At 35.9% G+C, this 26,857-nt stretch carries 19 protein-coding genes, 9 tRNA genes and 2 rRNA genes (1 of these 30 running past the window's edge); 5 read left to right on the top strand and 25 right to left on the bottom strand.

Features of this window, described 5'->3' with window-relative positions; translation table 11 throughout:
* Positions 1–75 precede the first annotated feature (75 nt).
* On the bottom strand, positions 76–2,040 hold the full coding sequence (locus ACX9TM_RS01030; RefSeq protein ID WP_016126168.1) for a S9 family peptidase: 1,965 nt from the start codon (positions 2,038–2,040) through the stop codon (positions 76–78).
* A gap of 588 nt (positions 2,041–2,628) precedes the next feature.
* Here ACX9TM_RS01030 and ACX9TM_RS01025 point away from each other — a divergent pair.
* From ACX9TM_RS01025 to ACX9TM_RS01015, 3 genes are all read left to right on the top strand, one after another.
* A complete protein-coding gene (locus ACX9TM_RS01025; protein ID WP_011109777.1) occupies positions 2,629–3,756 on the top strand; it encodes a DUF3994 domain-containing protein in 1,128 nt (375 codons plus the stop codon).
* A gap of 329 nt (positions 3,757–4,085) precedes the next feature.
* On the top strand, positions 4,086–5,132 hold the full coding sequence (locus tag ACX9TM_RS01020; protein ID WP_049106466.1) for a hypothetical protein: 1,047 nt from the start codon (positions 4,086–4,088) through the stop codon (positions 5,130–5,132).
* 5 nt (positions 5,133–5,137) lie between these two features.
* Complete coding sequence (locus ACX9TM_RS01015; protein ID WP_160310372.1) at positions 5,138–5,302, top strand: hypothetical protein; 165 nt, start codon at positions 5,138–5,140, stop codon at positions 5,300–5,302.
* 12 nt (positions 5,303–5,314) lie between these two features.
* Here the strand turns inward: ACX9TM_RS01015 and ACX9TM_RS01010 are convergent, their stop codons facing one another.
* From ACX9TM_RS01010 to ACX9TM_RS00985, 6 genes are all read right to left on the bottom strand, one after another.
* Complete coding sequence (locus tag ACX9TM_RS01010) at positions 5,315–5,497, bottom strand: hypothetical protein (protein WP_049106467.1); 183 nt, start codon at positions 5,495–5,497, stop codon at positions 5,315–5,317.
* Between the two features lie 123 nt (positions 5,498–5,620).
* Positions 5,621–7,507 (bottom strand): TnsD family Tn7-like transposition protein, encoded by a 1,887-nt coding sequence (locus ACX9TM_RS01005; RefSeq protein WP_049106468.1) that lies wholly within the window; start codon positions 7,505–7,507, stop codon positions 5,621–5,623.
* Positions 7,473–9,185: an ATP-binding protein gene (locus ACX9TM_RS01000; RefSeq protein ID WP_049106469.1), complete on the bottom strand. Its 1,713-nt coding sequence runs from the start codon at positions 9,183–9,185 to the stop codon at positions 7,473–7,475. Before ACX9TM_RS01000 ends, ACX9TM_RS01005 begins: the two co-directional genes overlap by 35 nt.
* Positions 9,163–11,337, bottom strand: a complete 2,175-nt coding sequence (locus ACX9TM_RS00995) for a Mu transposase C-terminal domain-containing protein (RefSeq protein WP_053089515.1) — start codon at positions 11,335–11,337, stop codon at positions 9,163–9,165. The genes ACX9TM_RS01000 and ACX9TM_RS00995 overlap by 23 nt, the downstream gene beginning before the upstream one ends.
* 15 nt (positions 11,338–11,352) lie before the next feature.
* A complete protein-coding gene (locus tag ACX9TM_RS00990; RefSeq protein WP_049106470.1) occupies positions 11,353–12,162 on the bottom strand; it encodes a TnsA endonuclease N-terminal domain-containing protein in 810 nt (269 codons plus the stop codon).
* A gap of 290 nt (positions 12,163–12,452) precedes the next feature.
* Positions 12,453–12,926: a hypothetical protein gene (locus ACX9TM_RS00985; protein ID WP_049106471.1), complete on the bottom strand. Its 474-nt coding sequence runs from the start codon at positions 12,924–12,926 to the stop codon at positions 12,453–12,455.
* A gap of 181 nt (positions 12,927–13,107) precedes the next feature.
* On the opposite strand from ACX9TM_RS00985, the gene ACX9TM_RS00980 reads away from it, so the two are divergent.
* Together ACX9TM_RS00980 and ACX9TM_RS00975 are read left to right on the top strand one after the other, a co-directional pair.
* The gene (locus ACX9TM_RS00980; RefSeq protein ID WP_049106472.1) at positions 13,108–15,678 is read left to right on the top strand and encodes an AAA family ATPase; all 2,571 of its coding nucleotides are present in this window, start codon (positions 13,108–13,110) and stop codon (positions 15,676–15,678) included.
* 61 nt (positions 15,679–15,739) lie between these two features.
* Positions 15,740–16,630: a hypothetical protein gene (locus tag ACX9TM_RS00975; protein WP_049106473.1), complete on the top strand. Its 891-nt coding sequence runs from the start codon at positions 15,740–15,742 to the stop codon at positions 16,628–16,630.
* Between the two features lie 181 nt (positions 16,631–16,811).
* Here ACX9TM_RS00975 and glmS read toward each other — a convergent pair whose 3' ends face one another.
* From glmS to ACX9TM_RS00885, 18 genes are all read right to left on the bottom strand, one after another.
* Positions 16,812–18,614 carry a glutamine--fructose-6-phosphate transaminase (isomerizing) gene (glmS, locus tag ACX9TM_RS00970; RefSeq protein ID WP_000334163.1) on the bottom strand — a complete coding sequence of 601 codons (1,803 nt, stop codon included), beginning with the start codon at positions 18,612–18,614 and terminating at the stop codon, positions 16,812–16,814.
* 12 nt (positions 18,615–18,626) lie between these two features.
* A complete protein-coding gene (locus tag ACX9TM_RS00965) occupies positions 18,627–18,812 on the bottom strand; it encodes a hypothetical protein (protein ID WP_001206405.1) in 186 nt (61 codons plus the stop codon).
* Between the two features lie 288 nt (positions 18,813–19,100).
* Positions 19,101–20,447 carry a phosphoglucosamine mutase gene (glmM, locus tag ACX9TM_RS00960; protein ID WP_000521476.1) on the bottom strand — a complete coding sequence of 449 codons (1,347 nt, stop codon included), beginning with the start codon at positions 20,445–20,447 and terminating at the stop codon, positions 19,101–19,103.
* Positions 20,440–21,921 (bottom strand): CdaR family protein, encoded by a 1,482-nt coding sequence (locus ACX9TM_RS00955; protein WP_048538434.1) that lies wholly within the window; start codon positions 21,919–21,921, stop codon positions 20,440–20,442. The genes glmM and ACX9TM_RS00955 overlap by 8 nt, the downstream gene beginning before the upstream one ends.
* Positions 21,914–22,735, bottom strand: a complete 822-nt coding sequence (cdaA, locus tag ACX9TM_RS00950) for a diadenylate cyclase CdaA (protein ID WP_001115697.1) — start codon at positions 22,733–22,735, stop codon at positions 21,914–21,916. Before cdaA ends, ACX9TM_RS00955 begins: the two co-directional genes overlap by 8 nt.
* Before the next feature lie 248 nt (positions 22,736–22,983).
* Positions 22,984–23,877 (bottom strand): arginase, encoded by an 894-nt coding sequence (rocF, locus tag ACX9TM_RS00945; protein ID WP_000711563.1) that lies wholly within the window; start codon positions 23,875–23,877, stop codon positions 22,984–22,986.
* A 210-nt stretch (positions 23,878–24,087) separates the two neighbouring features.
* The gene (locus ACX9TM_RS00940) at positions 24,088–25,233 is read right to left on the bottom strand and encodes a glycerate kinase (RefSeq protein ID WP_000869588.1); all 1,146 of its coding nucleotides are present in this window, start codon (positions 25,231–25,233) and stop codon (positions 24,088–24,090) included.
* A gap of 117 nt (positions 25,234–25,350) precedes the next feature.
* Positions 25,351–25,423: transfer RNA gene (locus tag ACX9TM_RS00935), tRNA-Ala, on the bottom strand.
* A 10-nt stretch (positions 25,424–25,433) separates the two neighbouring features.
* A tRNA-Gly gene (locus tag ACX9TM_RS00930) sits at positions 25,434–25,505 on the bottom strand.
* An 8-nt stretch (positions 25,506–25,513) separates the two neighbouring features.
* A tRNA-Lys gene (locus tag ACX9TM_RS00925) sits at positions 25,514–25,586 on the bottom strand.
* 5 nt (positions 25,587–25,591) lie between these two features.
* Positions 25,592–25,666 (bottom strand) — tRNA-Gln (locus tag ACX9TM_RS00920).
* Positions 25,667–25,731: 65 nt separating this feature from the next.
* Positions 25,732–25,815: transfer RNA gene (locus ACX9TM_RS00915), tRNA-Tyr, on the bottom strand.
* 17 nt (positions 25,816–25,832) lie between these two features.
* A tRNA-Val gene (locus ACX9TM_RS00910) sits at positions 25,833–25,908 on the bottom strand.
* A 5-nt stretch (positions 25,909–25,913) separates the two neighbouring features.
* A tRNA-Glu gene (locus tag ACX9TM_RS00905) sits at positions 25,914–25,988 on the bottom strand.
* A gap of 24 nt (positions 25,989–26,012) precedes the next feature.
* A tRNA-Thr gene (locus ACX9TM_RS00900) sits at positions 26,013–26,085 on the bottom strand.
* A 4-nt stretch (positions 26,086–26,089) separates the two neighbouring features.
* Positions 26,090–26,164: transfer RNA gene (locus tag ACX9TM_RS00895), tRNA-Asn, on the bottom strand.
* Between the two features lie 9 nt (positions 26,165–26,173).
* Positions 26,174–26,289 (bottom strand): 5S ribosomal RNA (gene rrf / locus ACX9TM_RS00890).
* A gap of 91 nt (positions 26,290–26,380) precedes the next feature.
* Positions 26,381–26,857 (bottom strand): 23S ribosomal RNA (locus tag ACX9TM_RS00885); it runs 2,445 nt beyond the window's last position.

The following is a 26,857-nucleotide window of genomic DNA, read 5'->3' as shown; positions in this document are numbered from 1 at the left end:
GTTTAAGTATATATTTTATAATAAATCATCTCAATATGAAGACCGTTTCAACCTTATGTCTTGTACAAACATCCCTTACAAAGTCCTAAAACCCTCCATACTCTCTCCAAGAATATAGTGTGAAAACCACATCAAGTTCTGCTTCATAATAGCCACATGAACTCCTGGTTGGTCAGAACTATATGCCATTCCTTTAAATATAATTAATTCTGTATCAACTTCCATATCCATTAATCCTTGATATAGATCATATGCATTTGTAATTGGAATTCTTGCATCCTTTTCCCCATGTTGAATTAAGGTAGGCGTACAAGCTGATTTAATATACGTCATAGGTGATGTCTTCGTATATATCTCTGGATCATTCCATGGAGTATTTCCTAAATACATTCTAATAAAGTAAGGTATATCTGTATTTACATAATGGGTACTCCAGTTAGTTATTCCACCGCCAACTGAAATAGCTTTAAACCGACTACTAAACGTAGAACAGAAAGCTGATACATATCCACCGTTGCTCCATCCCATAACTCCTACTCTATCCTTGTCTACCATCCCTTTTTCTACTAGTTCATCCACTCCAGATATAACATCATCGTAGTCAGCAATCCCCTGTTTTCTATAGTTAGCTTTTAAAAATTCATTACCATAACCTGAACTTCCTCTGTAATTTGGTTCTAAAACGATAAAGCCTTTTTCAACAAACTGTTCAATCGGATATTTCTCATTGAAGCAGTCTGAAAATATCGGAAAAGATGCCCAAGCCGGACCGCCGTGAATTACTACTAATAAAGGATATTTTTTATTAGTGTCCAACTCTACTGGCGTTGATAAAACACCTTCTATTTCAAGACCATCGCTACTTTTCCATGAGATGATTTCCCTGTTACTTCTAAGTTTCCCTTTGAAAAAGCTATTTTCATCCGTTATTTTTTTATCGTCTAAATAGATTTCAAAGGTTTCATTTGTTATAGCCTTATTGTAGGATATATGTTTGCCATCCTTTGTTATAGAAGCATCCATTATAAAGCCATCTACTTTTTCGCTTAATATTTCCACAGTGCCATCTTCGGCTAGCAATCCAATAAGATAATTCGTTTTATTCTGCCACCTAATTAAAACCCCTTTAGCTGTCCACTGTAATGGCATAACCGTACTATCAAAATCTGTTAAAGGTTGAATTAGCTCTCCGGTATTTATATCATATATCTCTAACGTACTATCTTGTATATGGTTTCTATAGTAACCCTTCTCTCTTATGCTTGCTGTGTAACATATTTCACTGCCGTCAGGAGAAAAGCAAACACTCCCTCCCAACAACTTATCCACATTCAGCTTTTGTAGCTCTCCAGCTTTAATATGGAGTATGTATAGATCTCCATTTATATAATCTGCCATATTTGAGCTTGGTGTCGCCATAAATACAACCTTTTTACCATCATTTGAAATATCAAATTCATGGATATGAAAATCCTTACCATCCGTTAATTGATAAACAACTCTGTTCTCGTGTTCATCTGTATCACTTTGTATCACCTTCTCTATTTCAATGTAATATAAACAATTATTCTGGTGTTCCTTACCTATATGTTGAAAATCTCCATATAGATCCTTACGTTTCTTTATCTCCTCACATTCTTTTGACTGCGTAACATAATAAAGACCCTTGCCAGTAGGACCCCATTTGAATGTACTGACTCCTTCTTTCTCATCGGTAATTTGAACCTCTCTATAACCATCTAGTGACTTAACAAATATCTGATTTTTCCCATCACCAACTGGACTAAGATATGCGATACACCTAGCATCTGGAGACCATAATGGGTGTGTACTATCTATATCACCATTTGATAATGGGTAACTCTGCTTCTTATCTTTTTCATATATCCATACATGATTCCTATATGTATTGTCTTTCCAATCAGCCGTCTTCTTAACAAATGCTACGTTTTTACCATCATCACTTATGTTTGTACTTGATACGGTTGGCAATGAAATAATCTCTTCTATACTTAGATATGTTTTTTCATTCACTTTCATCAATATCCCCCCTTGAAATGTCCATAAATCTCTCGTCTCTTTTTGCCGTAATAAAGGAAATTGTTCACGAATACTTAAAATGATAACGGAAAATTCAGATAAATAAAGGTGAAGTCGATAAAGTAAAACTTTAATTTATGGAGTTCTATCCACTTACCAATTCTAGATGTTCTTTTTCGACACAAAAACACCCCTTTTAGATACAAATTTGTAAATTTATTTTAAAGCTATAACTATATATTGGTTTGGAATAAAATTTGATAAAAATGAAGTCACAAATCTTTATTTAACAACAAAAAAATTCATTTTGAAAAAACGATTGATCAAAATAGAATCACTCTTTTTAACTAAGTATGAGATTTTTATAAAAAAATTTTAATCAAAACTCACTTAGAATCTTTACTTGAAGGAATAAAGCTTCGCATCTTTTTTGTGAACATCGTTAAACTAAGATAAATTTTGACCGTATCTGTAATTAATTGTAAAATATTATACATAGAAAGGTATTATAAAATAAATATAGAAGGGGTATGTTTTTTAGTTTTAAAGGGGCTAAAGCACATCTATTTTATGTTTTGAAAGGGAGAATTGAAAAATCATATGAAGAATTTCAAAAAGAGTACAGGTAAAATTTTACTAGCATCTGGATTAGTAGTTTCTATGTCAGCTTGTAGTGTAACAAATTTATTTGGAGAAAAAGAAAAAACAAATGCTGAATCTGGTAAACAAGAAAGTAAAGAAACTAAGACAGAAGGTAAATCATCTGAAACAAAGGAAAAATCAACTAACTCAAAAGAAGAAAGTAAAGATGTTAAGATGATTATGGTTTTGCCTGAGGATTACCCACAACTTATGGTAGACATTGAAGAAGACTTATTAAGACGTCTAGATTACTATGATGCTTCTGTGAGGGATAATAAAAAGGGAAGTAAGTCAAATGAAGAGGTACGAGATAGTATTAAAGACTTAGATAAAGTATTTAATAAAATAGAGCGTATAGATGCACCAGGAAAATACAAGGAAGATCATAAGGAAATTGTAAAAGCTGTTCAAAAGTTAAAAGAATCTTTCAAAGAAGTATCGAAGTTATTTGATTACTCTAAAACACTTAAAGATACGGATGATGCAATCATAGATAAAGCAAACAATAAATTAGATGAAGCAAAACGCATTTGGAAACCTGTATTTAATAAGTTAAAAGCGGAAGCTAAGGGTGGTTCAACAACTACTTCTACAACAAGTGGTACTAGTTCTTCTAACTCACCGAGTTTATCTAGTGGTAATACAGTTAAAACATACAGTACCCAAGATAAAACTGGTATATTCAAAGGAAAAATTGATACACCAGACGAGGATTCCGCTAAGTTTAAGAATGTACAGAACAACTATAAAGACGGTACAGAGCTTGTAGGTAATTGGGGTATTGATTACGGAGACGGAGTCAAAACTACGTTAGTCCTAAAAGCAGATAAGACATTTGAAACATATGCAAATGGTTCTTATCCAAATAAAGATAATTACTTAACAGGAACATACCAAGCAGACGTTTCTTCCCATCAGTTAACGCTAATGGTGGAAAAAGGAACTCAAAATGGTCAAGAAGTGAAATTGGAAAGACCTATTTATTCATCATATGAGGTTAAAAATTTAGATGGTAAAGCGTTACAGATTTTCCACATAGACGAACAAGTAACAATTTGTTATGTAAAACAATAAATAACTAAAAAAACTCTGTAAAATGATTTTTACAGAGTTTTTTCTTAGTTTTAATTTATTTCAAACGTATAACTATATTGTTATAAGACAAAAAAGTTGGGAACTTTAAGGTCTTAGAGTCTGCAATCTATCGTTTTAAATTATGTATCATAAAAATAAAAGTTGGGAACTGCGTTTTTTTCTGCAATACAAAAAAGTCGGGGACCAGCACATAAAAAAGAAGAGAATTTACAAATGATCAATATAAAAATAACCCCTTATCCAACATCTGTAAAAGTGATAAAATAAATGTTATTGATATTTTTTAATGTATTAAGGGGGAAAATGCGTTGGGGACAAATACACATAAAAAGGATACAACTTTAGAAAATTTAGAATTTGCTACAGAGAAATTTGATCCATACATAAAAACTATTAGAGAGGCTATGCCAAAAGTAAGTGATGCTCATGACCATTATCTATTAGATTTAAAAAAGAAAAAAGGCACTAAAAGCTATGCATTGTTAAAAGAGATGTGGTCTTGGAGACAACTATTATGGGGAATTCCAGTAGGAGCAATTACATGGTTTTTCACTTTAGACGTGGTATTAGGTTTTTGTTTTCTTACACCATGTTTGCTTCTTTTAATTTGGTTCCTATTTAATAAGTACATAGAAGAAAAGACTCTTCAAGACATGACTGATGAAAGCAAAAAAGATTATTTTCATTATTATGCATACGCAAATCAACGCCGAGAATATGAAGTGATTTCTCCATACCTTTCATCAGGAAACACATTTAAGTTCAAACAAGCTTTCGAATTGCTAAAAGAATGGGACAAGGACATCGAAAATAAAAATACTTTAATATTAAAGCTAGAAAAAAACTTAAAAGAAATGGCTAATGATTCAGAGAACCTTCCAATTCATGCTCAGCAAGAAGTTGATTTTTCAAACATACTATACAATAAATTACAGGATATTATTGCTGATAAATATAATGGAACCAAATTAACCTTTTCGACATTAAGGTTTCTCGGTGATTATTCCATTTATCGACTAGAAGAGGATAAGCTAGAACAAGAATATTATACGAGAGTGAATCCTAATTTTCCTAAAACGGTTAATACAAGTGATAGCACATGTAAGAACATGTCATATATAAAAATATTGACATCAGATTTCGCATGGGAGTATGACCAAAAAAACACGATTTCGTTTATAGCGACTATTGGAGAAATTGTGTATATTTACTCAATCTTGATTGATAGTCGTAATGAGCATGTGTTGAATAGACAAACAAAAAATGGTAAAATGAACATAGACAAACTTTCGCGAGCTGTTACAACAGCCTTCCAATTGTACTCTTTAAAAGAAAATAAAATAAAGAGAGGCTGATTATCATGACTAAATTAATAGTCGATGTAAACAACAGAAAAATGAGAGCTGATACTAAAGTATATAGTAGCAGCGTACTAGAACAAGTTAAAAAACAAAGACAAGAACAGAATCGAAAACGCCTGGGTGAATTGCATCGAGAGATAAATAAATTAGTTCGTTCTAAATAAAGGCGAGGAAAATTAATTTTCCTCGCCCTTTATTTTATATTTATTTTCCATATATTCTAAGTGTTTCTTCAATTTATAAAAATCATCAAATAAAACATTGAGGTTTTCTTTGAGTTTTTCTGACTCCATTTCTAATATACTACCCTTCGTTTGTTCAGATCGCAGCTTTCTTAAATGCACTGGATAAATTTCCATTTTCACCCTCCCCTTTTATTCTTTTTACTAATATACCCTGCCTATATAAATAGTATGTTATTTTTTTAAATTCTCCTCTTTAAACATTGTATATTTACTCATTAAATTCATTTTTTAAAAATTTCAGATGTTTTTTATTGTGTCATATTCATTGACTTTTAACGAAATTAACCTTTTTACTTCATTTGAAACGGTTGACCGAAGTCCTGCTTTTCTGTATATTTGCCATTCAAGAATTGCCTCTCCCTCCTGTTTCAATTTTTCAATTGTGAATTCAACTCGCCTTTTTTGGAAGGACACTGTATCCTCTGATACTTTACGGATATATTCCATAGTTTTTGGTATCTTATCTGCTTTTTTCTGTAATAACGATAATTCGTCTATTTTCCTTCCGATTGAAGTTACCGTAATTTTTATTGGTTTATCGGCATCCTTATCCCAATTACCTACTACTTTCTGCACTTGATTTAACAATTCTATATCCCGTTTCTTCCAGTTTACTCGTTGATTTGGGGTTTGAATTCTTTTCTTTGTAGGGGAAAATTCATTAAGCCAATCACGATCATTGCGATATAAAAAAGCATACACATCAGGAGCTATTTTCCGCAACTCTGTTTTTGATTTTCTAGGATATTCCTCCTGAAGTTCAAGCCACTTATTTTTCCTTTGAGATAATTGGGTTTGGAAATGCTCCAAAGACTCATTTACGCTTTTTTTATCAACTTTCGGAAGTTTCCATGGCACTTTTAACCCCGATCCAGCAGCATATTTTTTGATGGTAGCTCGGTCTGCCCGCATTTCCTTCGCTATATCTGTAAGGGTGTTTCCTTCATTAACCAGTTCCGTCAGCTTTTCCATCCAAACATGACCATAATCTTTTATTGTACCAATGCGGTAACAATCCTCCTTATTTTTATCAGGTCCTCTTCGTGAAAAAACAAAACCACAATCACAGCGAAATGTTCCAACTGGGTTTCCAGTATCATAACACCTTGTAATCGTTAAATCTGTTACAACAGGCTTATGATAATTTGGACATACAACATTTAAGCATAGCCAAGGTCCTTTTCCGAATGAACCATGTTCCTTTTCACCAAACAAATCCTCCAAACTTGTTTCCAAAAACAACATCACTAATATATGCCGAATAGGATGAAAGGACTTCCGATGTTTTTGGAAGATCATTGTTAGCCAATCCGATTCCTCTAAGAAAACAAGCGACTGTAAAAGATCCAAGAAGCGGTCGGAGAATTTTGCACCAAAACTCTGGTATAGCCTGTCCCGTTTTATAAATCCGTTGACACTTGCATAACCCATTTGTTTTAACAGTTCCAAATATTTATTTCGAATAGTATTATCTGTATTTTGAAGATAGGTATTGTTTAAAAGAGATTCAGTTACCTTAGCAACTTTAATAAGTAATTGAACCTCTTCTTTATTTATCCCATCAAGATTAATCTTCTTTCTTTGAACATAAGGGGTAGCGACAACAAACTCATGTTGGTTTTGGGCTTTTACAGAAACAGTCGTTTTCTCCAATGCTGTTTCATGTTTCGGACATATAAAAACACCTGGAGCTTGATGAACCCTTCGCCAATACGTTTCTCCATAAGTGTCCATATCCTCTTTAATACAATTACTGCATACCCAAAGATTTGTTTTTAATTTCACATTACTTGCAGCAACACCGATACGGGTATGAATCGTGCTTCCATCACTGTCCAACATTGATTCTCTTACTTGCTCTGCCTGTTTCGGAAGTGAAAAAGTGGCATAGTAAGGATACATCGTATTATTATTAATCAATTGACTGGCATCCCAATAAGAACCGAGCTGACCTAATAAAATATTTAGGTTAGCTGGTAAGTCCCAAACGGAACGAACTGTTCGTTTTCCGAACAGTTCTTCAGTCGTCATTTTTGGACTCGTATTTCCAGACCATACATGATACCTTGCCAATACACTATATAGCAATTCATCGGGATACGGAGTGGGGAACCAATGTAGCATTTTCTTTACCCTCCCAGAACTCATTTAATGGTTGTTTAATGATATCTTTATCTAAAAAATATTCGTGGACCGATTGCTTCTTCTTTCTTGCTTCTTGAAGCAAGAGAACCAAATAATTTTCGCTTGATAAAATAGCTTTCTTTTTCTTGTCTTTTCTTTCTTCCTTCTTTTCGTCCTTATTAATAAGAAGTTTTATCACTTCTTTTAGCACCGTTGGTTTTCCAAGGTTTCCCCCTATTTTGTTAAACACTTTCCTTACGGCACTTTGGACCTCTTTTGGATCAAAATCCATAGCTAAAAGTTGCAGTGTCACTTCTTCCAAAAGAGACTGTTCCTTTTTATGACACTTTTGCCTTTGTAACTTCTTTTGAATTCTTATCTTCTTCTGCATATCAATAGAGGCTTTATACTTTTCGACTTCCTCGTCTATATCAATGGGACGAATATCTTCGTATTTAGCAATCTCACTTGGAATACCTGATTTTAATGCTTCCAACATTGGTTTAACAAGCCGTAAGCTGTCACTTGCCACTTTCTTGATGATTTGTTTCGTTATTTTTTCTTCTCCCGATGCGATTGCTCGTATTTGTGAAAGCATGAAGAGCTTTATGGAAATATCTAAAACTCCCTGACTTTCTTCATAGAGAAAATCACTTAATTCATTTGTTAGTTCCGTAAAATTCAGAGTCCATTGATACTCCCACATACCTTCCACAAATAAATCCCAAGATTCGTCTTTCGGCATCTGTGACCAGACCATATCACCTTGTCCACTTCCTCGTCTTGCTTGACGAAACTCACTTTGTAAAATAGAAATGGCTTTATTCGTCCCGACCATCAAAACAGGAATGCCAATGGTATTAACGAGTGTTACGAAGAAGTTTAGCATTTTATCGGAACCACCGCTTTTGCTGAGACTAAGATGCTGAATCTCATCGATGATAAGAAGCCCGATACCATGTCGGCTTGCAAGGTGAGCCATTCGCTGCATCATTAAATCGGTGGTATTTTTTTGTGACCCGAATTTATTTAAATAATTGGAACCGAGTAAACGATCCAATTCTGAAAAGAAGCTCATACATAATCCTTTCAGTGAACCGTCGAATGGACAATCTAACTTCATCCAACAAATCTGTGTAAACTGAAATGGTCTTCTTTGGTATTCTTGATGCCTGATGATTTGCGGGTAAAAGGATAATACCCTTTCAATTGCGGTCGTTTTTCCAATACCCGATAAGCCGATAATGGTGAACCCTGCCGCTGTCCGTTTGGCTTCTGTTTGATAATTTTTAATAAACTTTCCTTCTTTTATTGCCTTGTAACTTTCATGGACCCTCATGACTTCTTCTTTCTTCATAGGGTTTCGGTGCAAATATCCTTGTCGAATTGCTCTTGAAATCCGTTGTTCAAGGTCGAGATGTTTTTCAAAAGGCTGAAAGTATTGAAACAATCTTTGAATACAATGGAATCGATAACTTGGATTTAATTTCCGTTCTTTTTCATTAAACGGCGGAAAAACTGATATTTGTTCAATTACTTCATCCTCTGTAAAAATGGGAGGAAGGGCTTCGATTAAAGGGTTTGACTCATAATCCTGTACTATCTGGTCGCTGTAAATAGCATCTACAATGTCTTCACCGTAAAGTATCTGTGATTCATTTGCCGCTAATCCTTGCACGATTCAACTTCTCCTTTTGTTTTTGACGTAATAATTCAATCGTGGAAACACTCTTTTTAGGAGTTGTTTCCTCAACAATCTCTTTTGTTTCCATCGGTTGATTAAACTGCTGAGCATCTGAAAGTAAAAAAGCTTCTTCCTTTCGCCTTGCTTCCTTTTCCATTAAACGATTCCCACGAATACCTTTAACCTTTTGGTTGTTGCTTATTTCTACTTTTTCTTTATCCAAAGATTTTTTCGCTTTTTGAACAATGTGTTCAATGTCGCTAACTAAATCCACACTTTGTTGAAGTTCTTCGTGTGCAAACGATTGTTCTTTTAACAATTCGGAATTAAAGTAATACTCCACTTCTTCAATAGTTTTGCCACTGTATTTCTTATGATGGTCAAGCAGTGTTGCCATCTCATAGTTTCTACCGTCTTCACTTGGCAAGTAGATGTGTGACATGTCTCTTGGGTCGTAGCAAATCGGAATTTGCCAACTTTTTTCTCTTGCCTCCCCAAACCAATTTTCTTTTAAAGCTGTTTCGCTACTGAAACGCATCTTCTTAAACTCGATTCCTTTATACGTTACTCTTGCTTTTGCTGTCGGAAGAAGATGAAGTTTTACAATATTCTCTGAATAAGAACGAAGTTTTCCTGAACGATTTTTAATTCCCCAGTTCCACAATTCACGGGGAATAAAGGATACTTCATCCTCAATCATCATTTCATCTTGGTTGTAATTTTTTAACCAATGATGATTGTTATGATGAAGTACACATTTAATGATGACACTTGTAAACTCTTCTAGTGTTAAAGTGGCATCCAATCGGTAATCCCTATCACCTCTTACTTTAACAGTCGTATCCACAGTCCCAGGCAAAAATGGCTTCACTTTTGTATTGATAATCCGAAAATGTTGCTCGACAATCCCTTTCCAATCAGCTCTGTATGGTGGTGTATTTTCCACTTTTATATGAAAAGCGTTGATTAGTCGCTCCACGTTGTACCCTTCTAATTCGCCCCGGTCAGCTAAAAGAGTTTGAGGAAGATAATGACAATCCCATTCTTCTTTCGTTACATCAATACCGTATTTCTTACAATACGAAACTTTATCGCTTGCAGTATTGGCAAGAGCCATCATCGCTCCAAACCACGATGGTCCTTCAAGACCTACATAAAGCCCAACAACCATTCGACTGAAAACATCGATGACGACATAAATGATGGGACGACCGATGATCCAGTTTCGATTAAAGGAACTAACGAGATAAACATCAGCAACAGTCGCATCAATTTGATACTTAGTTCCAGGTCCATATAAATCACCTACGGATGTCCCCAGAACTGCCCGATGGTTTAATTCGTATTTTCGGTTTCCTTTTCTTTTCCGAAGCTTTTCTTCTGCTTTATAGTTCTTTTCATACCAAAATTTAAATTGTCTTAGAGTTGGAAGCTTGTCTTGTTCAAGGAGGATAGGCTTTTTTACGCCATTTTCATAACGATGACTTGCTACAAAAAAGGTTTCCATCATTAATTTATAGGTCGTAGCAAGCGGATTTTTTTTAGCAGTATGATAAAATCTCTGCACACTTATCCCAAAAACTCGTTTGATTTCATCCGTGATGATAATCCCTTCACCAATGACGTTTTCAAACTTTCGCCGTCTCCCGTTCTTTTTATCTTTGTAGGTCTTTTCTTTTCCTTTTCCTCCAGACTCCCTATAATCAGGCAGCAAGGCGTTTTTGACTTTCCCTCTTTGCCAATATTGGACCAAATATTTATAAAACAACCGTTTGTTTTTCCCTGTTTTAGCAATTGCCTCTCTTATGAGACGACCTCTTTTATCACTTTCGTATATATCTGGTTCCTGTGAAGCTATGCTTTTGATGCATTTCCAGCGTTCATCCCGTAATTGTTTACTTTTCTCTGAAAGTTGTTCCTCGTCTTGATAGATAAAACCGTAAGGATCACTTTTAATTAACGATAACAATTGTTCTGTGTGTAATTGCTGTAAATCAGAGATTTTCCGCTTAATTGGTATTGTGCTTTTCTTTTCCATATCAATGGTGTAGCAAATGACATTTCCTTCATCAATCCAAATGATTCTTTCTAATCGTTTTTTACCATACGCTTCTTCGATACTAATAATGTCATTGATTACAAACATTACATTCCTTCTTTCTTATATAGAATCAAGATTAAATACATCCTCCACCCAAAGATGGGTGTAAATTTTCTTCGTTATATCAACAGATACTTCTTTTCGAGCGATCAAATATTTAAGGATGTCTAAACTTGTTCCATTTTCAAGTTGAAAGGTTTTATCAAATTCTGTCACCATTTCGATAATGGAAGTGTTATATTTTTTGATAAATGACTTTAACTGTTGGGTGTAGGTATTAATTGTAGAGACAGGCAAATCCTCAATTTCAAAATATGAAGAATGGAGCCATTCCACATTTGCAACCATATCCTTCGGAATCTCCTTTTCGGTGATGATTCCCCAGTCAATTCCGCGACTTTCCCAATATGAACGTTCAATTTCAAATTTTTCTATAATCCGCTCATTTTCCAATTCTTTAGATGGTTTTACAGTTCGAGCGACATGCTTTTTACCTGTCGAGCCTTTTATAGTTATAAGAAAATCAGTTGTCATCACAATAGGGATTTGTGATTTCGGATCAGTCGGATGTTTAATTCCTTTTTCATCTGCAATGTGCCAGGTATCTTCGCGGGTTAGCGGAAACTGCTCTCTTATATCGACAACAATGTTGTTCCATTCCAACACATAGAAGTAATCACGTTCCAATTTGGATAAAAATTGGTGGATGCGATTTGTTTTCCACCCTTTTCCCCTAGTAGCCAGTCCATTGGACGGGAAATCCTGAATATTAATCCATGGTTTATAATCCTCTCCAGTCCCTTGCCCTCGACCTTCTTTTTCCATTTCGGCAATTTTCTTTTCTGTTAATTCAGTTTTCCTCTTGGACATAGTTGTCACCCTTTGCTGAAAGTTTCCATGCTCCTATCATAAACAGGAGTTTTCCGCCTTACATGTTATAAAATTTTCCATTTTCGTTTTTTACCAAAAAAATATTTTTTATGAAAAATATTTTTAAAAAGTATCTTTTTCTTTATTTTTCATTTCAATTTCGCTTAAATTTTTGAGATGAATTTATTTTCCAGTAATTTACATATTACATTTTTCTATCATTATGAACAAACAACGTCATTTATAAACCACCTTAATTAAAAAAACGACCTGTTAATTTACCAAACAGATCATTTTTTATTGGATGCAATTTTTAAAAATCCATTAAAATGATGCAGATTTTCAAAAAATTTATCCCTGTTTTCGCTTTTACAGTATTCAATAGAATAGTAAAACAATGCTTTTATTTCAATTAGAATTTCTTCTTCCTCTAAATGTTTGATGGCTTCGGGGGAAAGTGTTCGATCCTCTGTTACCTTAAGGAGTAATTGTCGCCAGTTTTTTGGCATCCTTACATTGTTGTTATGTAATACATTCATAGCTCCGTTAGTTGATAGCTCATCAAATGTTATTAAGTAGGCTTCGAATGATTCAATTTTAGGATCTTTTCCAGAAACAAATTCATCAACACGCCGTTTAAGTTCGGATGGTTTTACATTTTTGCTGTATTTTCTCCTTAAAACTGATCGCAGCCTTTTTAAATATTCCTCATATTCACCCTGTTCCAATCTGCTAATTGTATTTCGAACATTATCGACATACATATTTCCCTCTCCCTTATTTCTCTCTTTTTAAAGTGATTTCCGATTTTTCAGAATAAATACTCATCCCCTAGATTTTTCTATCTTAATAAAAATAATAATTATGTCATTTTTCTACAACTTTCAAAAATATGTTGTTCTCTTTTGTTGAATGGTTTAAGTTATTGTCAGAGGAGGGAATTATATGGAATTTAATGAACATATTTGGGAATGGTCATTAGGGCTTCCTAAATGGCAAAATGATTTAATCAGAAAGCTCTATCAAAAATCTGAGCTGGAAAATGAAGACATAAACGAAGTAATAGATAATATCCTTTATGAGAACGGGTTTTCTGAGAGGATTTTAAACATCACTCCTTTAGAAAAAAATCATATCCCTAATAAGAACCCTAAAGATACTATTAAGATTACTGCATTAAAAAACCTCAATAATATTGCCGCTATTGAACCGGAGCATGGGCTTAAATTCTTACCAGATGGGCTAACGGTTGTATACGGTGAAAATTCCGCTGGCAAATCTAGTTATGCTAAGGTGTTAAAGCAGGCTTGCCGAGCTGTGGATGATAAAACAAAGATCCATCCAAATATTTATAAAACCATCGATTCAACAAGCACAGCCGACATTTATGTACAGCAAAATGGTAAAGAAGCCATTATAAATAGAGTGGTAAATACCGCGCCTGAGCAGCAGTTAACATCTATTAGTATTTTCGACACTGATTGTGCGAGAATTTATGCAGAATCTGAAAACGAAGTTGTATTTATTCCAACTGAATTTAAAATCTTCGATGATCTTGCTAGACATCAAACTGAAATAAAACAAAAGTTATTACAGGTAAAAGATAATTTTTTAGAAACACTACCTTCATTCCATGAGTTAACTAGCCCTTCTAATGCCAAAAGGTTTGTTGAATCCATTTCTTACAAAACGAAGGAAAATGACATTCAACAGAATTGTACCTTTACAGAACAAGATCAGGAACGGCTTAATCAGATTTCAAAAGATTTAAATGTTCTTATAGATTCAAATCCTATTAAGTTGATACATGAGCTTCAAAGGAACATAAACGATATTACAAACTTAAAAAACAACCTCCAACAAATTCATAACCAATTATCTTTTGAAAAGGTTAAAGAGTTTGTTTCGTTACATCGAAGATACCTTGATTCGAAAGCAACACTGGAAGTTTTAACTCGTGAAGCGTTCGTAGAACAACCTTTAGATGGTGTTGGCAGTAACCCTTGGAAAAAACTCTGGCACACCGCCAAGCAATATCATGAAATGGTTTATCCTGAACAATCATTTCCTTATGTCGATAATGAAGCGAGATGTTTGTTGTGCCAACAAGAATTAAAGGAAGAAGCTAAAATGCGCTTAACGGGTTTTGAGGAATTCGTTAATGACAGTATCAGTCAAGAGACAGCTCAGTTACACGCTCAAAGACACGATTTAATAGTTAAATTAAAATCTTTACCATTCACAAAAGTGACAGATTCCTCTGTTCGTACCTTCTTTTCTCATGATTCGCCTGAATTGGATATGAAAGTGAAATTATTCATCCAATCAGCAATAAAAATTAATACGCTATTACAAAACGCCGAGGACGATAAGTACCTGTCCTTAGAGGATATTTCAGAAGTTAAATTACCGCCGCTAAAAGAAATTGAACATTGGTTAGAGATTAAAAACAGTGAATTGGAGCATTTAAAAACACTAGCCAAGCAAGACAATTCAGCAGAATTATTAGCAGAACAAAACGAGTTGGTTTCAAAAGAAAAAATATTTAAAAGGATAGATGATGTCCATCGTTTAGTAAAAATTCATCAGAAAGTCGTCAAGATTGATAAAGCAATAAAATCGCTGGATACAACAAAATTGACAAGAAAATATAACGAATTATCTAGTTCATTGTTGCTCGACAAGTTTAAGAGTGAAATTGAAAAAGAACTAAAGCAACTAAGAAGGGAACACATTTTATTCAAGCTAAATAGCAGAGGGGTAAAAGGTAAAACCACGATAAAACTTGCTTTGGATTCCAGCCCGAAAATAAACATTAACGAAATCCTAAGCGAAGGAGAACAAAAGACATTATCAATAGCCTTTTTCCTTGCTGAAATTTCTTCTATACCATCAAATGGAGGAATCATACTGGATGATCCGGTCTCCTCTTTAGATCACAGTAGGAGAGAGTATGTAGCTCATCGATTGATACAGGAAGCAAAAAAACGGCAAGTCATTATTTTTACACATGACATCGTGTTCCTACATACCTTACAAAAACATGCTAATTTACAAAACGTGAACGCATCTTATTGTTCTGTAAGGAGAAACGGTAATAGAGCAGGGATTGCAAAAACAGAAATGCCATGGATAACCCTATCAACCAATAAAAGAATTAAATACTTGAGAAATGAACTACCAAAGTTAAAAAAGTTAGAAAGCCAATTAGATCCTGATATGTATATCCCAAACGTGAAAACATGGTACATGCTACTTAGGGAATCATGGGAACGAGCAGTTGAAGAACTGTTATTAAACGGTGTTGTCGAACGGTTCAATCCAAGTGTACAAACGCAAAGACTTAGTAAGATTAAATTCACAGATGAGATTGTCCAACTCGTAACAGAAGGCATGACACAGACATCCACGTATGTACATGATGAATCTCATGCTATCGGTCGAATAATCCCAAGTAATGAAGAAATGATTGAAGACCTTAATAAACTGGACCTGTTCAGTAAATCGTTTAAATAATAAACAAGGAACCTTTCGCTATTTTATTTGTTAGGAAATTCATATAAAGGTGTTGAAAAAGTTGTTCAGAGGTCAAGATTTAGTAGAAAAACTGGGCTATGAAAGATGGGTTTTGAGAGAATCTGTTTTAGCTGTTGAAAAAGGATATGGGATAACGTCTGATTCAACTGTGACATTTCAATTAGACGGTTTAAAGACTCATAAATTAGAAATGTATGCGGAGTTCGGCTCGAGCAAAAGAATTGAAGTTCTCGAAAATTTAAGCCCTTTACTTTTTGTTACATGTTATAAAGCTCTCGATATGATTTTTGAATGGATATTAGAAGAAAATGAGAGTAATGTTCCATTTCAGTTCGCTAAAAAAATAAAGTTATATGAACATTCGAATGGATTATCAGAATTTAAATATCCTACATCTCTCATTAACGAACAGCCGCTTATACAGGTATTTTTTAAGCTTTATAAGAAGCTTGCAATTTATAGAAATAAAATAATTCATGGTAACTGGGGCACCAATGTCTGTGGAGACCTATACTTTTCGTTTGAGGACCGAAACAAGCATTATGAGCTAAATGTTAGTTTTAAAGACATATTGTATTTATCTGAAGCTGTCTCCTTACTGACAGATGAATTAATTGCCCGATCTGTGGATAGTGAGTCTGTTTATATGACAATAAAGTTTTTGGTTGATAAACTAGAACACTTACATGGGGATCCTCTGTTTAATATCTCCAAACCCAAACATTATAAAGTGGAGTATGAATTGGGTGATAAAAATTTTATTGATATTGAAGAAATCCGAAACTATTTAATTAAACAAAGTTCTGGGATGCCAATATCTTTCCACTTATTGATATTATCAAAAACCAATAAATGGATGTTACCTTGGAATGTAATTAGAGATTTGAATTGTATTGATCTAAGTGATGATTGGACAAAATACAAATTATAAATATTCAGGTGAATCTGCTAATAAGATAGAAAAAAGCATGGCATTCGCCATGCTTTTTTCTTACTATTTTAGTTCCCGACTTTTTTGTTCGGTTCCTAACTTTTTTGTCTGGTTTCTGACTTTTTTGTTCAGTTCCCGACTTTTTTGTATTTCAACATATATTTATTAACCTACCAATCTCCTACTCAACAGTAACAGACTTAGCTAAGTTACGTGGCTTATCAACGTCACACTCGCGGTGAAGCGCTGCGTAGTATGAGATAAGTTGTAATGGAATAACTGCTACTAGCGGTGCTAGCGCTTCGTGTACAGCTGGTAATACGAAGCTGTCACCTTCCATTTCTAAGCCTTTCATTGAGATGATACATGGGTTAGCCCCGCGTGCTACTACTTCTTTCACGTTACCACGAATTCCAAGGTTTACGTGCTCTTGTGTAGCAAGTGCGATAACTGGTGTACCATTTTCAATTAAAGCGATTGTACCGTGTTTTAACTCTCCTCCAGCGAATCCTTCTGCTTGGATGTAAGAGATTTCTTTTAGTTTTAACGCACCTTCTAATCCTACGTAGAAGTCTACGCTACGGCCGATGAAGAAACAGTTACGCGTTGTTGCTAAAAATTGTTTTGCTAATGCGTCCATTTCTTCTTTTTGATCACAAAGTTCTATCATTGCATTTGCTACAAGTCCTAGTTCGTGTGTTAAATCGAAATCAAGAACTTCACCTTTTGCTTTAGCAATATCAGCCGCTAAAATTGAAAGTACTGCAAGCTGTGCTGTGTAAGCTTTCGTTGATGCAACTGCAATTTCTGGTCCAGCGTATAACGGAAGTGTATAATCAGCTTCACGAGAAAGCGTAGAACCAGGCACGTTTGTAATTGTTAATGCTTTATGGCCCATTTCATTTGTTTGCACAAGTACTGCACGGCTATCAGCTGTTTCACCACTTTGTGAAATGTAAATGAAGAATGGTCTTTCTGTTAATAATGGCATGTTGTAAGAGAATTCACTTGCCACGTGTACTTCAACTGGCATTTTTGCAAACTTCTCGATAAATTGTTTTCCAACAAGACCTGCATGATAACTCGTTCCACATGCAATGATGTAAATACGATCGCTATCTAAAATCGCATTGCGGATGTCTTGATTTAATTCAATTTCGCCATTTTCATCTTGATACTTTTGAATTATATTACGGATTACAAGTGGTTGCTCATCGATTTCTTTAAGCATGAAATGAGGATATGTTCCCTTTTCAATATCACTTGCGTCTAATTCCGCTGTAAACGGTGCACGTTCAATCGTTTCACCTTGTAAGTTTTTAATTGTAATACTTTCTTTCGTTACGATTACGATTTCTTTATCCATTAGCTCAATAAATTGATCTGTAACTTGTAACATCGCCATAGCGTCGCTTGCCACAACATTAAAGTTGTCACCAACACCTACTAATAGCGGGCTTTTGTTTTTAGCAACATAAATCATGTTTGGATTTTCAGCATCAAGTAATCCGATTGCATAAGAGCCATGTAAAAGAGATAGCGTATTACGGAACGCTTCTTCTACACTTAATCCTGTGCTCACTTGTTGTTCCATAAGCTGTACGATAACCTCTGTATCTGTTTCACTTACGAACGTTACATCTTGTAAATATTCCTTTTTCACTAATTCATAGTTTTCAATTACACCGTTATGAACTAATGTAAAGCGTTTTGATGTACTTTGATGCGGATGCGCGTTTACTTTACTTGGAACACCGTGTGTAGCCCAGCGTGTGTGTCCGATACCCACGCTTGCTGCTACGTTCTCATCTACGATTTCACGAAGTTTTGCGATACGGCCTTTTTCTTTGTATACAACAACACCGTTCTCTGCTTGTACTGCAATACCTGCTGAATCATATCCACGATATTCTAGCTTTTCTAAACCTTTTAATAAAATTTCCTTTGCATCTTGCTCTCCAATAAATCCTACGATTCCACACATGTTTAGTCGCCGTTACAAATGCTTACACTGCTCTGCGAACATGTAACGACATAGTCCGATACCATTTTTATTTATACTAAAAAACGGATTACATATTGCTAGCCCTGTAAGCTTGTAACGGCTTTCACCTTCCTCTCGATTGGGTTTAAGTCCGTATATACTTATACAGCTAGTTTTCATCCGTTCCTCTTCTCTCATCACACTTTCACCTTTGTCCACTAAGTCACCTTAATGATTTAAGTAAAAGCTTGCGGTTGTGATGAACAACCGGGAGTCATCCGCCGAAATCTCGATAAACCCCACCTCGTCAACTACACTATTTGTAGTTCTGGCGCTTTTATAATTTACAATATTTCCTTTGAGAAAAAGAACAAGACCATCTTATAACAAACATGGATAAACCGTCAATGAAATTTTTTTCATCGTCTATAAAACATATGAAAAAGGAGCACTTTTTGTGCTCCTTTTTCATATAAATTCAGCTAATTATTCAGCGCCAACTTCGGCTTTCACAACTTCTACAATGCGATGTACATATGCATCACAAACTTCTTGTGTTGGTGCTTCTGCCATTACACGAATAAGTGGCTCTGTTCCAGATGGACGAACAAGAATACGGCCATCACCGTTCATTTCTTCCTCTACAACACGAATAATTTCTTTAATTTTTTCATTTTCTAATGCTAATTTTTTATCTGTTACACGAACGTTTACTAACAATTGTGGGAATTTCGTCATTTCTCCTGCAAGCTCAGATAATGGCTTTTTCGTCATTTTCATGATGTTTACAAGTTGAAGTGCACTTAACATTCCATCACCAGTTGTAATGTAATCAAGTAAGATAATATGGCCTGATTGTTCTCCACCTAGGTTGTAACCCCCACGCTTCATTTCTTCCATTACGTAGCGGTCACCAACTGCTGTTTTATCACTTGTAATATTATTTGCTTCAAGTGCCTTGTAAAAACCTAAGTTACTCATAACAGTTGAAACAACTGTATTATGTTTTAATTGACCAGTTTCTTTCATATATTTCGCACAAATGAACATAATTTGATCACCGTCAACGATGTTTCCTTTTTCGTCTACAGCAATTAAACGGTCGCCATCGCCATCAAAAGCAAGTCCGATATCCGCACCTTTTTCTTTTACCAATTCAGCTAAGCCTTCTGGATGTGTAGATCCTACACCCTCATTAATATTCATACCGTTTGGAGAAGTTCCCATTGTTGAAATATCAGCTTCTAGGTCTGCAAATAAGTATGGAGCTAGAGAAGAAGTTGCACCATGTGCACAATCTAAAGCGATATGTAGGCCAGAGAAATCTTCTTCAACAGTTTGTTTAATGTACTGTAAATATTTTTGTCCACCTTCAAAGTAATCGCTCACTTGTCCAAGATTAGTACCTGTCGGACGTGGTAGTTCATCAACTTCTTTGTCTAATAAAGCTTCAATCTCAGCTTCTTGCTCATCTGTTAATTTAAAGCCGTCTGAACCAAAGAATTTAATACCGTTATCTTGTACTGGATTATGAGATGCAGAAATCATAACACCCGCTTGTGCATCTAGTGCTTTTGTTAAATAAGCAACGCCCGGTGTAGAAATAACGCCAAGGCGCATTACTTCTGCTCCAGTTGATAATAGACCTGCTACTAAAGCTCCTTCTAACATATGACCAGATACACGTGTATCACGACCGATAATTACTTTTGGACGATCTGTATCTTTTGTTAATACATAACCACCAAAACGTCCAATTTTGAAAGCTAATTCAGGTGTTAACTCCTTATTTGCAACTCCGCGTACTCCATCTGTACCAAAATATTTACCCATTATGATTCGCTCCTTTTTCTTGCTCTTTTTGATTATCTACTGTTGGTTCTTGACTCGTTTCTTTATCTTTATCTTGATTTTGATTTTGGTTTTGATTCTTTTCCTGTTCTTTTTCTGAATCAGGTTCAGGATTTTTTGGTTTCTCATTTTGATTTTCTTGATCCGTATTTGAATCCGGTTGTTGACCATTACCCTGTACTTCTTTATCTGGTTTTTCTTTCTTCACAATAGTAACTTTAGCACTTTTTTGTTTTGGCTCTATTGAAATATTACCAGGACCGCTCACTTGAATGGAAATATCTTTCGTCCCTGAGGATACATTTTGCAGATTAATTACCGCTGTTATTTGAGCAGCTGTTATTTTATCTACTATACTTGCTTCTCCTGAAATATCAACACTTATCTTTCCATCTTGCGGCGAAAGTAGCTGAGCAGTAACATCTTTAGACGGTCCATTTTTCTGGATTGGGATACCATCAATCGTTTTTGTTTTCGTTTGTTTTGTTTTTTGCACTCCCACCGAAACCTTCACTTGATTCGGTTTTGCACTTGTTACACCCTTGGGTAATAAAACAGAGGCATCGAATGTTGTAGACTCTGTCAATTGACTAAGATCTACTTCGACCCCCTCTAGCGATTGTATATTATCCAAAATATCTTTTGGACCAGCTATCGTTACTTCTCTCGGTTCAACACTGATATTTGTAACCGCCAATCCTTCTGCTAAACTCCCCTTCTTCGTATACGTTACAGGAACAGTTTTTTCAGTATTATTGGCTGTAGTTTGCGTTGCCACATTCAACGTTACACTAATCTTAGATGGACTTGTTCTTACATTTAAACGTTTTCCTTCTTTATTGTATAATGTAACTTCGGGCGTTTTTGTAACAGTTTTATTAACACCTTTTAAATCAACATACGCTTTGGCAGAGGAAATGCTTTCAATTTCTTCTTTCGTCCCAACTACCTCAACAGTATCCGGTTTAAGGCTTGATTTTTCTAGAGTAGCCCCCGCTGGCATCTGATCCTCATTTGATAATTTCAGATCTACATGAACATATTTTCTCGCCTTTTCATGAAGAGTAACTTTAATTGTTGATGGCTGAACTGTTCCTTTCACATCATCTGGAAGCCCGTTCGTTTTTAAAGAAATCTCATAAGTTCCTTTTGGACTATCTCGCAAATCAACCGGTATGTCAAATTGTTTTTTTGCTTTTGCTGTAGCAACTGATGCTTTTGGGCCTTCTAATTTTACTTTAACGCCCTCTGCCGGAATACCACTTACAATATATTTCTCCTCATCATACTTAAGATTAATAGCATAATTAGTTAATGTTTCTTTCGTATCATTTGCAAAAGGTAATATACCTGATGTCGTATTTTTTTCAGTTAACGTCGCTGACATAAAAAGCATACACGCCAATAGTAATGAGATCCCTTTTAAAAACCAATGATTCTCCATTAACTTATCCATGACGCTTTCTCCTCCAATTCCATAAAGACGAAGAAGTCGTTTTTTCGTTTCCACTAAATTCAGCTAATAACATATCTTTCAGCTGTTCTGTCTTCAAATCACGATGCAACTTACCATTTTTCGTTAAAGAAATTTGACCAGTTTCTTCAGACACAACTACTGTAATACTATCAGTAACTTCACTAACTCCCATTGCAGCACGATGTCTAGTTCCTAATTCTTTAGAAATAAACGGACTTTCTGATAATGGAAGATAGCATGCTGCTGCTTTAATTGTACTTCCTTGCATAATTACCGCTCCGTCATGAAGAGGTGTATTTGGAATAAAAATATTAATAAGTAATTCCGATGATACGTTTGCATTAAGCGGAATACCCGTTTCCACATAATCACCCATACCGGTCTCTTTTGACAAAGTAATTAATGCACCAATTCTACGTTTCCCCATATATTCGGTTGCTTTTGCTATCGCTGTTGCAACCATTTCAGGTTCATCATCCTCATGCGTTCCAACACGCGAAAATAAACTCCCGCGCCCTAGCTGCTCAAGTGCTCTTCGCAATTCTGGCTGAAAGATAATAATAACGGCTAAAAATCCCCACGTTAATACTTGTTCAGTTAGCCAAGATAGCGTACGCAATTCAAGGAAAATACTGATCATCTTAACGACGATAATAACTGTAATCCCTTTTAAAAGTTGAACAGCTTTCGTCCCTCGGATTATAAGAATTAGCTTATATATAATAAACCATACAATGGCAATATCTAATGCCGTACTAAGATATTTCAAAATGGTCGTATCTTCAAAAGGCATGCTATCCCTTCCTCCTACTTACGAGCAATTCTATCCATATATTGAAATATTGTTTTATGCTCTATCTGTATGTATTTCCAACAACTAGTTAATTATACCATACATGAAACAAACGACAATTACAAACAACCCCCTTTAGCTCAAATTGGTAAGATGTCAAACATTTTTATTGTACAGTATAATATAAATCATTATTATACGCTTATTTTCAAATAAAAAAAGCAACTTCTCAGTTGCTTTTCTTACATTTATTTTAGTTTTTCACCGAATAAAGAACCCATTAAAGCAACTGCTGTTGTTGCCGTTCTATTTCTCTCATCTAAAATCGTATTTACCTCAACAAATTCAGCAGATGTGATAATATCAGCTTCTGCTAACATTTCCATCGCCAAATGACTTTCACGATAAGATAGACCGCCAATTACAGGCGTTCCAACACCTGGTGCATCATGAGGATCAAGACCATCTAAATCTAATGATAAGTGTACACCATCGGTATGAGATAAATATGCGATTGTTTCTTCCATCACAGCCGTCATCCCCATACGATCAATTTCATGCATTGAGAACACTTTAATACCTTCATTGCGAATGAAATCTTTTTCTCCTTCATCCAATGCACGCGCACCGATAATTACGACATTCTCTTTTTTCACCTTTGGATATGCTCCGTATAAATCTACAAGTGAAGAATGTCCATAACCTAAACTTGCTGCAAGTGACATACCATGAATATTTCCAGATGGTGAAGTTTCCTCTGTATTTAAATCACCGTGTGCATCATACCAAATAACGCCTAAGTTTTTATAATGTTTTGCTACACCAGCTAATGTACCGATAGCAATACTATGGTCACCACCTAATACAAGTGGAAAACGACCTTCTTCTATAATATGATCCACCTTACTTGCTAATTCATTACATACAGTTGCAACTTGTGTAAGGTTTCTTAATTTTGTATTTTCATCTATCTCTTTTTCTCTCTCTATACATATATCTCCCATATCTTTAACGTCATATCCAATTTCTTCAATTCTTTCAATTACCCCTGCATAACGGATCGCGCTCGGTCCCATATCAACTCCACGACGCATCTGTCCTAAATCCATTGGAACTCCAATAACTGAGATTTCTTTTTTCATAGATAGTATCCCCCTTTTATGCCTTCACTAAATATTTTAAATCTTTTATATAGTCTGACTCAACTCGACATTTTTCTGTATGGATATACAATTTATTCACTTATATTCACGTTGAAAACCAAATTTTAAGACTATTCTATGTATAAAGTTAACTTAATGAAACAATCGCAATCACTATTATTAAATAATAATAATAAAACACTCCTATATTTAGAAGTGTTTTTCTGATGCTATTTTCCATACTGTTGCAATATTCTTCGTTGTCATTTCAATATTTTCTTCTGCTACTTTATATGCTTCTTCTAGTGTCATCGGTCTCGTTGTGATACTAAATACCGCATCTATTCCTTTCTCGTACACAGCTGAACAATCAGATGATACAGACCCTCCAATAGCAATTACAGGCACAGAAAAACGTTTTGCACGCCCCGCAACACCCACAGGAGCCTTTCCATATGCAGTTTGTTTATCTATTCTACCTTCACCAGTTATAATAAGATGTGCATCTTCTATATGTTTATCGAAATTTGTATAATCTAATACAATTTCAATGCCCCTACGCAAGTCTCCCTTTAACACTGAAATAACAGCCGCTCCCATTCCTCCCGCTGCCCCTGCACCAGGTATTTCAGATACATCAAAAGATACATATCGTTTAAGCATATTCGCATAATGTTGTAAATTCTCATCTAGCTCTTTCATCATCTCGATATTTGCACCCTTTTGTCTCCCAAATACGAAAGATGCTCCCTGCATTCCGACTAATGGATTATCCACATCACATGCCGCTTCTATCTTTACCCCCTTTAAGCGTGGGTCCATTCGTGAAAAATCAATAGTAACAATCGAGTGTAATGTGCCTCCAGATGGATCTATTACTTCACCCTTACCATTTATAAACCTTACTCCTAAAGCCTCTAACATACCTGCCCCGCCATCATTTGTAGCACTTCCTCCAAGTCCTAAAATTATGTACTCCACTCCTTGATCTAGCGCATGTAATATAAGTTCTCCTGTTCCTTTTGTCGTTGTAATAAGTGGGTTGCGCTTTTCAACTGGAACGTGCTGTAATCCTGATGCTGCTGCCATTTCAATAAACGCTGTCTTTTTATCTTTAGAAATGCCATAAAAAGCTTGTATACCTTCTCTAAGCGGTCCTGTCACACTAATTGATATAATTCTCCCCCCTGTAGCATCAACAAGTGATTCAACCGTCCCTTCTCCTCCATCTCCAATTGGTATTTTCACATACTCTGCATTAGGAAAAATTGCTCTAAAACCTCTTTCAATAGCTCCACATACTTCTATAGCTTTTAGGCTTTCTTTATATGAATCAGATGCAATAACAACTTTCACAATTATCTCCCCATCCCTTATTTTTACGTTTTCTTCATTTTAAACGACAAGTATAAAAGTTGTCTTTTTAAACACAAAAAAAGCTTACATCGTATGATGTAAGCTTTTTTATTTAGATGGAGCCTAGCGGGATCGAACCGCTGACCTCCTGCGTGCAAGGCAGGCGCTCTCCCAGCTGAGCTAAGGCCCCTTATTAATTAAGCGGAAGACGGGATTCGAACCCGCGACCCCAACCTTGGCAAGGTTGTATTCTACCACTGAACTACTTCCGCAAAAATGATGAGCCATGAAGGACTCGAACCTTCGACCCTCTGATTAAAAGTCAGATGCTCTACCAACTGAGCTAATGGCTCGTAAATGGCTGGGCTAGCTGGATTCGAACCAGCGCATGACGGAGTCAAAGTCCGTTGCCTTACCGCTTGGCTATAGCCCATTAATATTTACTAGTATGGTTATCTTTTCAAAAAAATAAACCCTCTCAGGTTATTTTAAAGAAAATGGTGGAGGGGGGCAGATTCGAACTGCCGAACCCGAAGGAGCGGATTTACAGTCCGCCGCGTTTAGCCACTTCGCTACCCCTCCGACATTTTAAATATATATGGTGGAGGATGACGGGATCGAACCGCCGACCCCCTGCTTGTAAGGCAGGTGCTCTCCCAGCTGAGCTAATCCTCCAAAAGTGGTGACCCGTACGGGATTCGAACCCGTGTTACCGCCGTGAAAGGGCGGTGTCTTAACCACTTGACCAACGGGCCAAAAAAGTTTTAAACCTATTCCCAAGCTTCCAACCGGGCTTGAACCGGTGACCTCTTCCTTACCATGGAAGTGCTCTACCAGCTGAGCTATGGAAGCATAATGGCTCCGCAGGTAGGACTCGAACCTACGACCGATCGGTTAACAGCCGATAGCTCTACCACTGAGCTACTGCGGAATAATATTAGCCTGGCAACGTCCTACTCTCACAGGGACAAGGTCCCAACTACCATCGGCGCTAGAGAGCTTAACTTCCGTGTTCGGTATGGGAACGGGTGTGACCTCTCTGCCATCATTACCAGACTTTTATCATTATAAACATTTCTTTCGAAATGTCAAGAAGAAATTTTAATATATATTCCTTCAAAACTAGATAACATTTGCTACATATTATATGGTTAAGTCCTCGATCTATTAGTATTCGTCAGCTCCACATGTCACCATGCTTCCACCTCGAACCTATCAACCTGATCATCTTTCAGGGATCTTACTAGCTTACGCTATGGGAAATCTCATCTTGAGGGGGGCTTCATGCTTAGATGCTTTCAGCACTTATCCCTTCCGCACATAGCTACCCAGCTATGCCCTTGGCAGAACAACTGGTACACCAGCGGTGCGTCCATCCCGGTCCTCTCGTACTAAGGACAGCTCCTCTCAAATTTCCTACGCCCACGACGGATAGGGACCGAACTGTCTCACGACGTTCTGAACCCAGCTCGCGTACCGCTTTAATGGGCGAACAGCCCAACCCTTGGGACCGACTACAGCCCCAGGATGCGATGAGCCGACATCGAGGTGCCAAACCTCCCCGTCGATGTGGACTCTTGGGGGAGATAAGCCTGTTATCCCCGGGGTAGCTTTTATCCGTTGA

It is taken from the genome of Bacillus sp. LH1, from assembly GCF_057924895.1.
The sequence above is the reverse complement of the archived record's forward strand: the minus strand, read 5'-3'. Positions and strand labels throughout refer to the sequence as shown.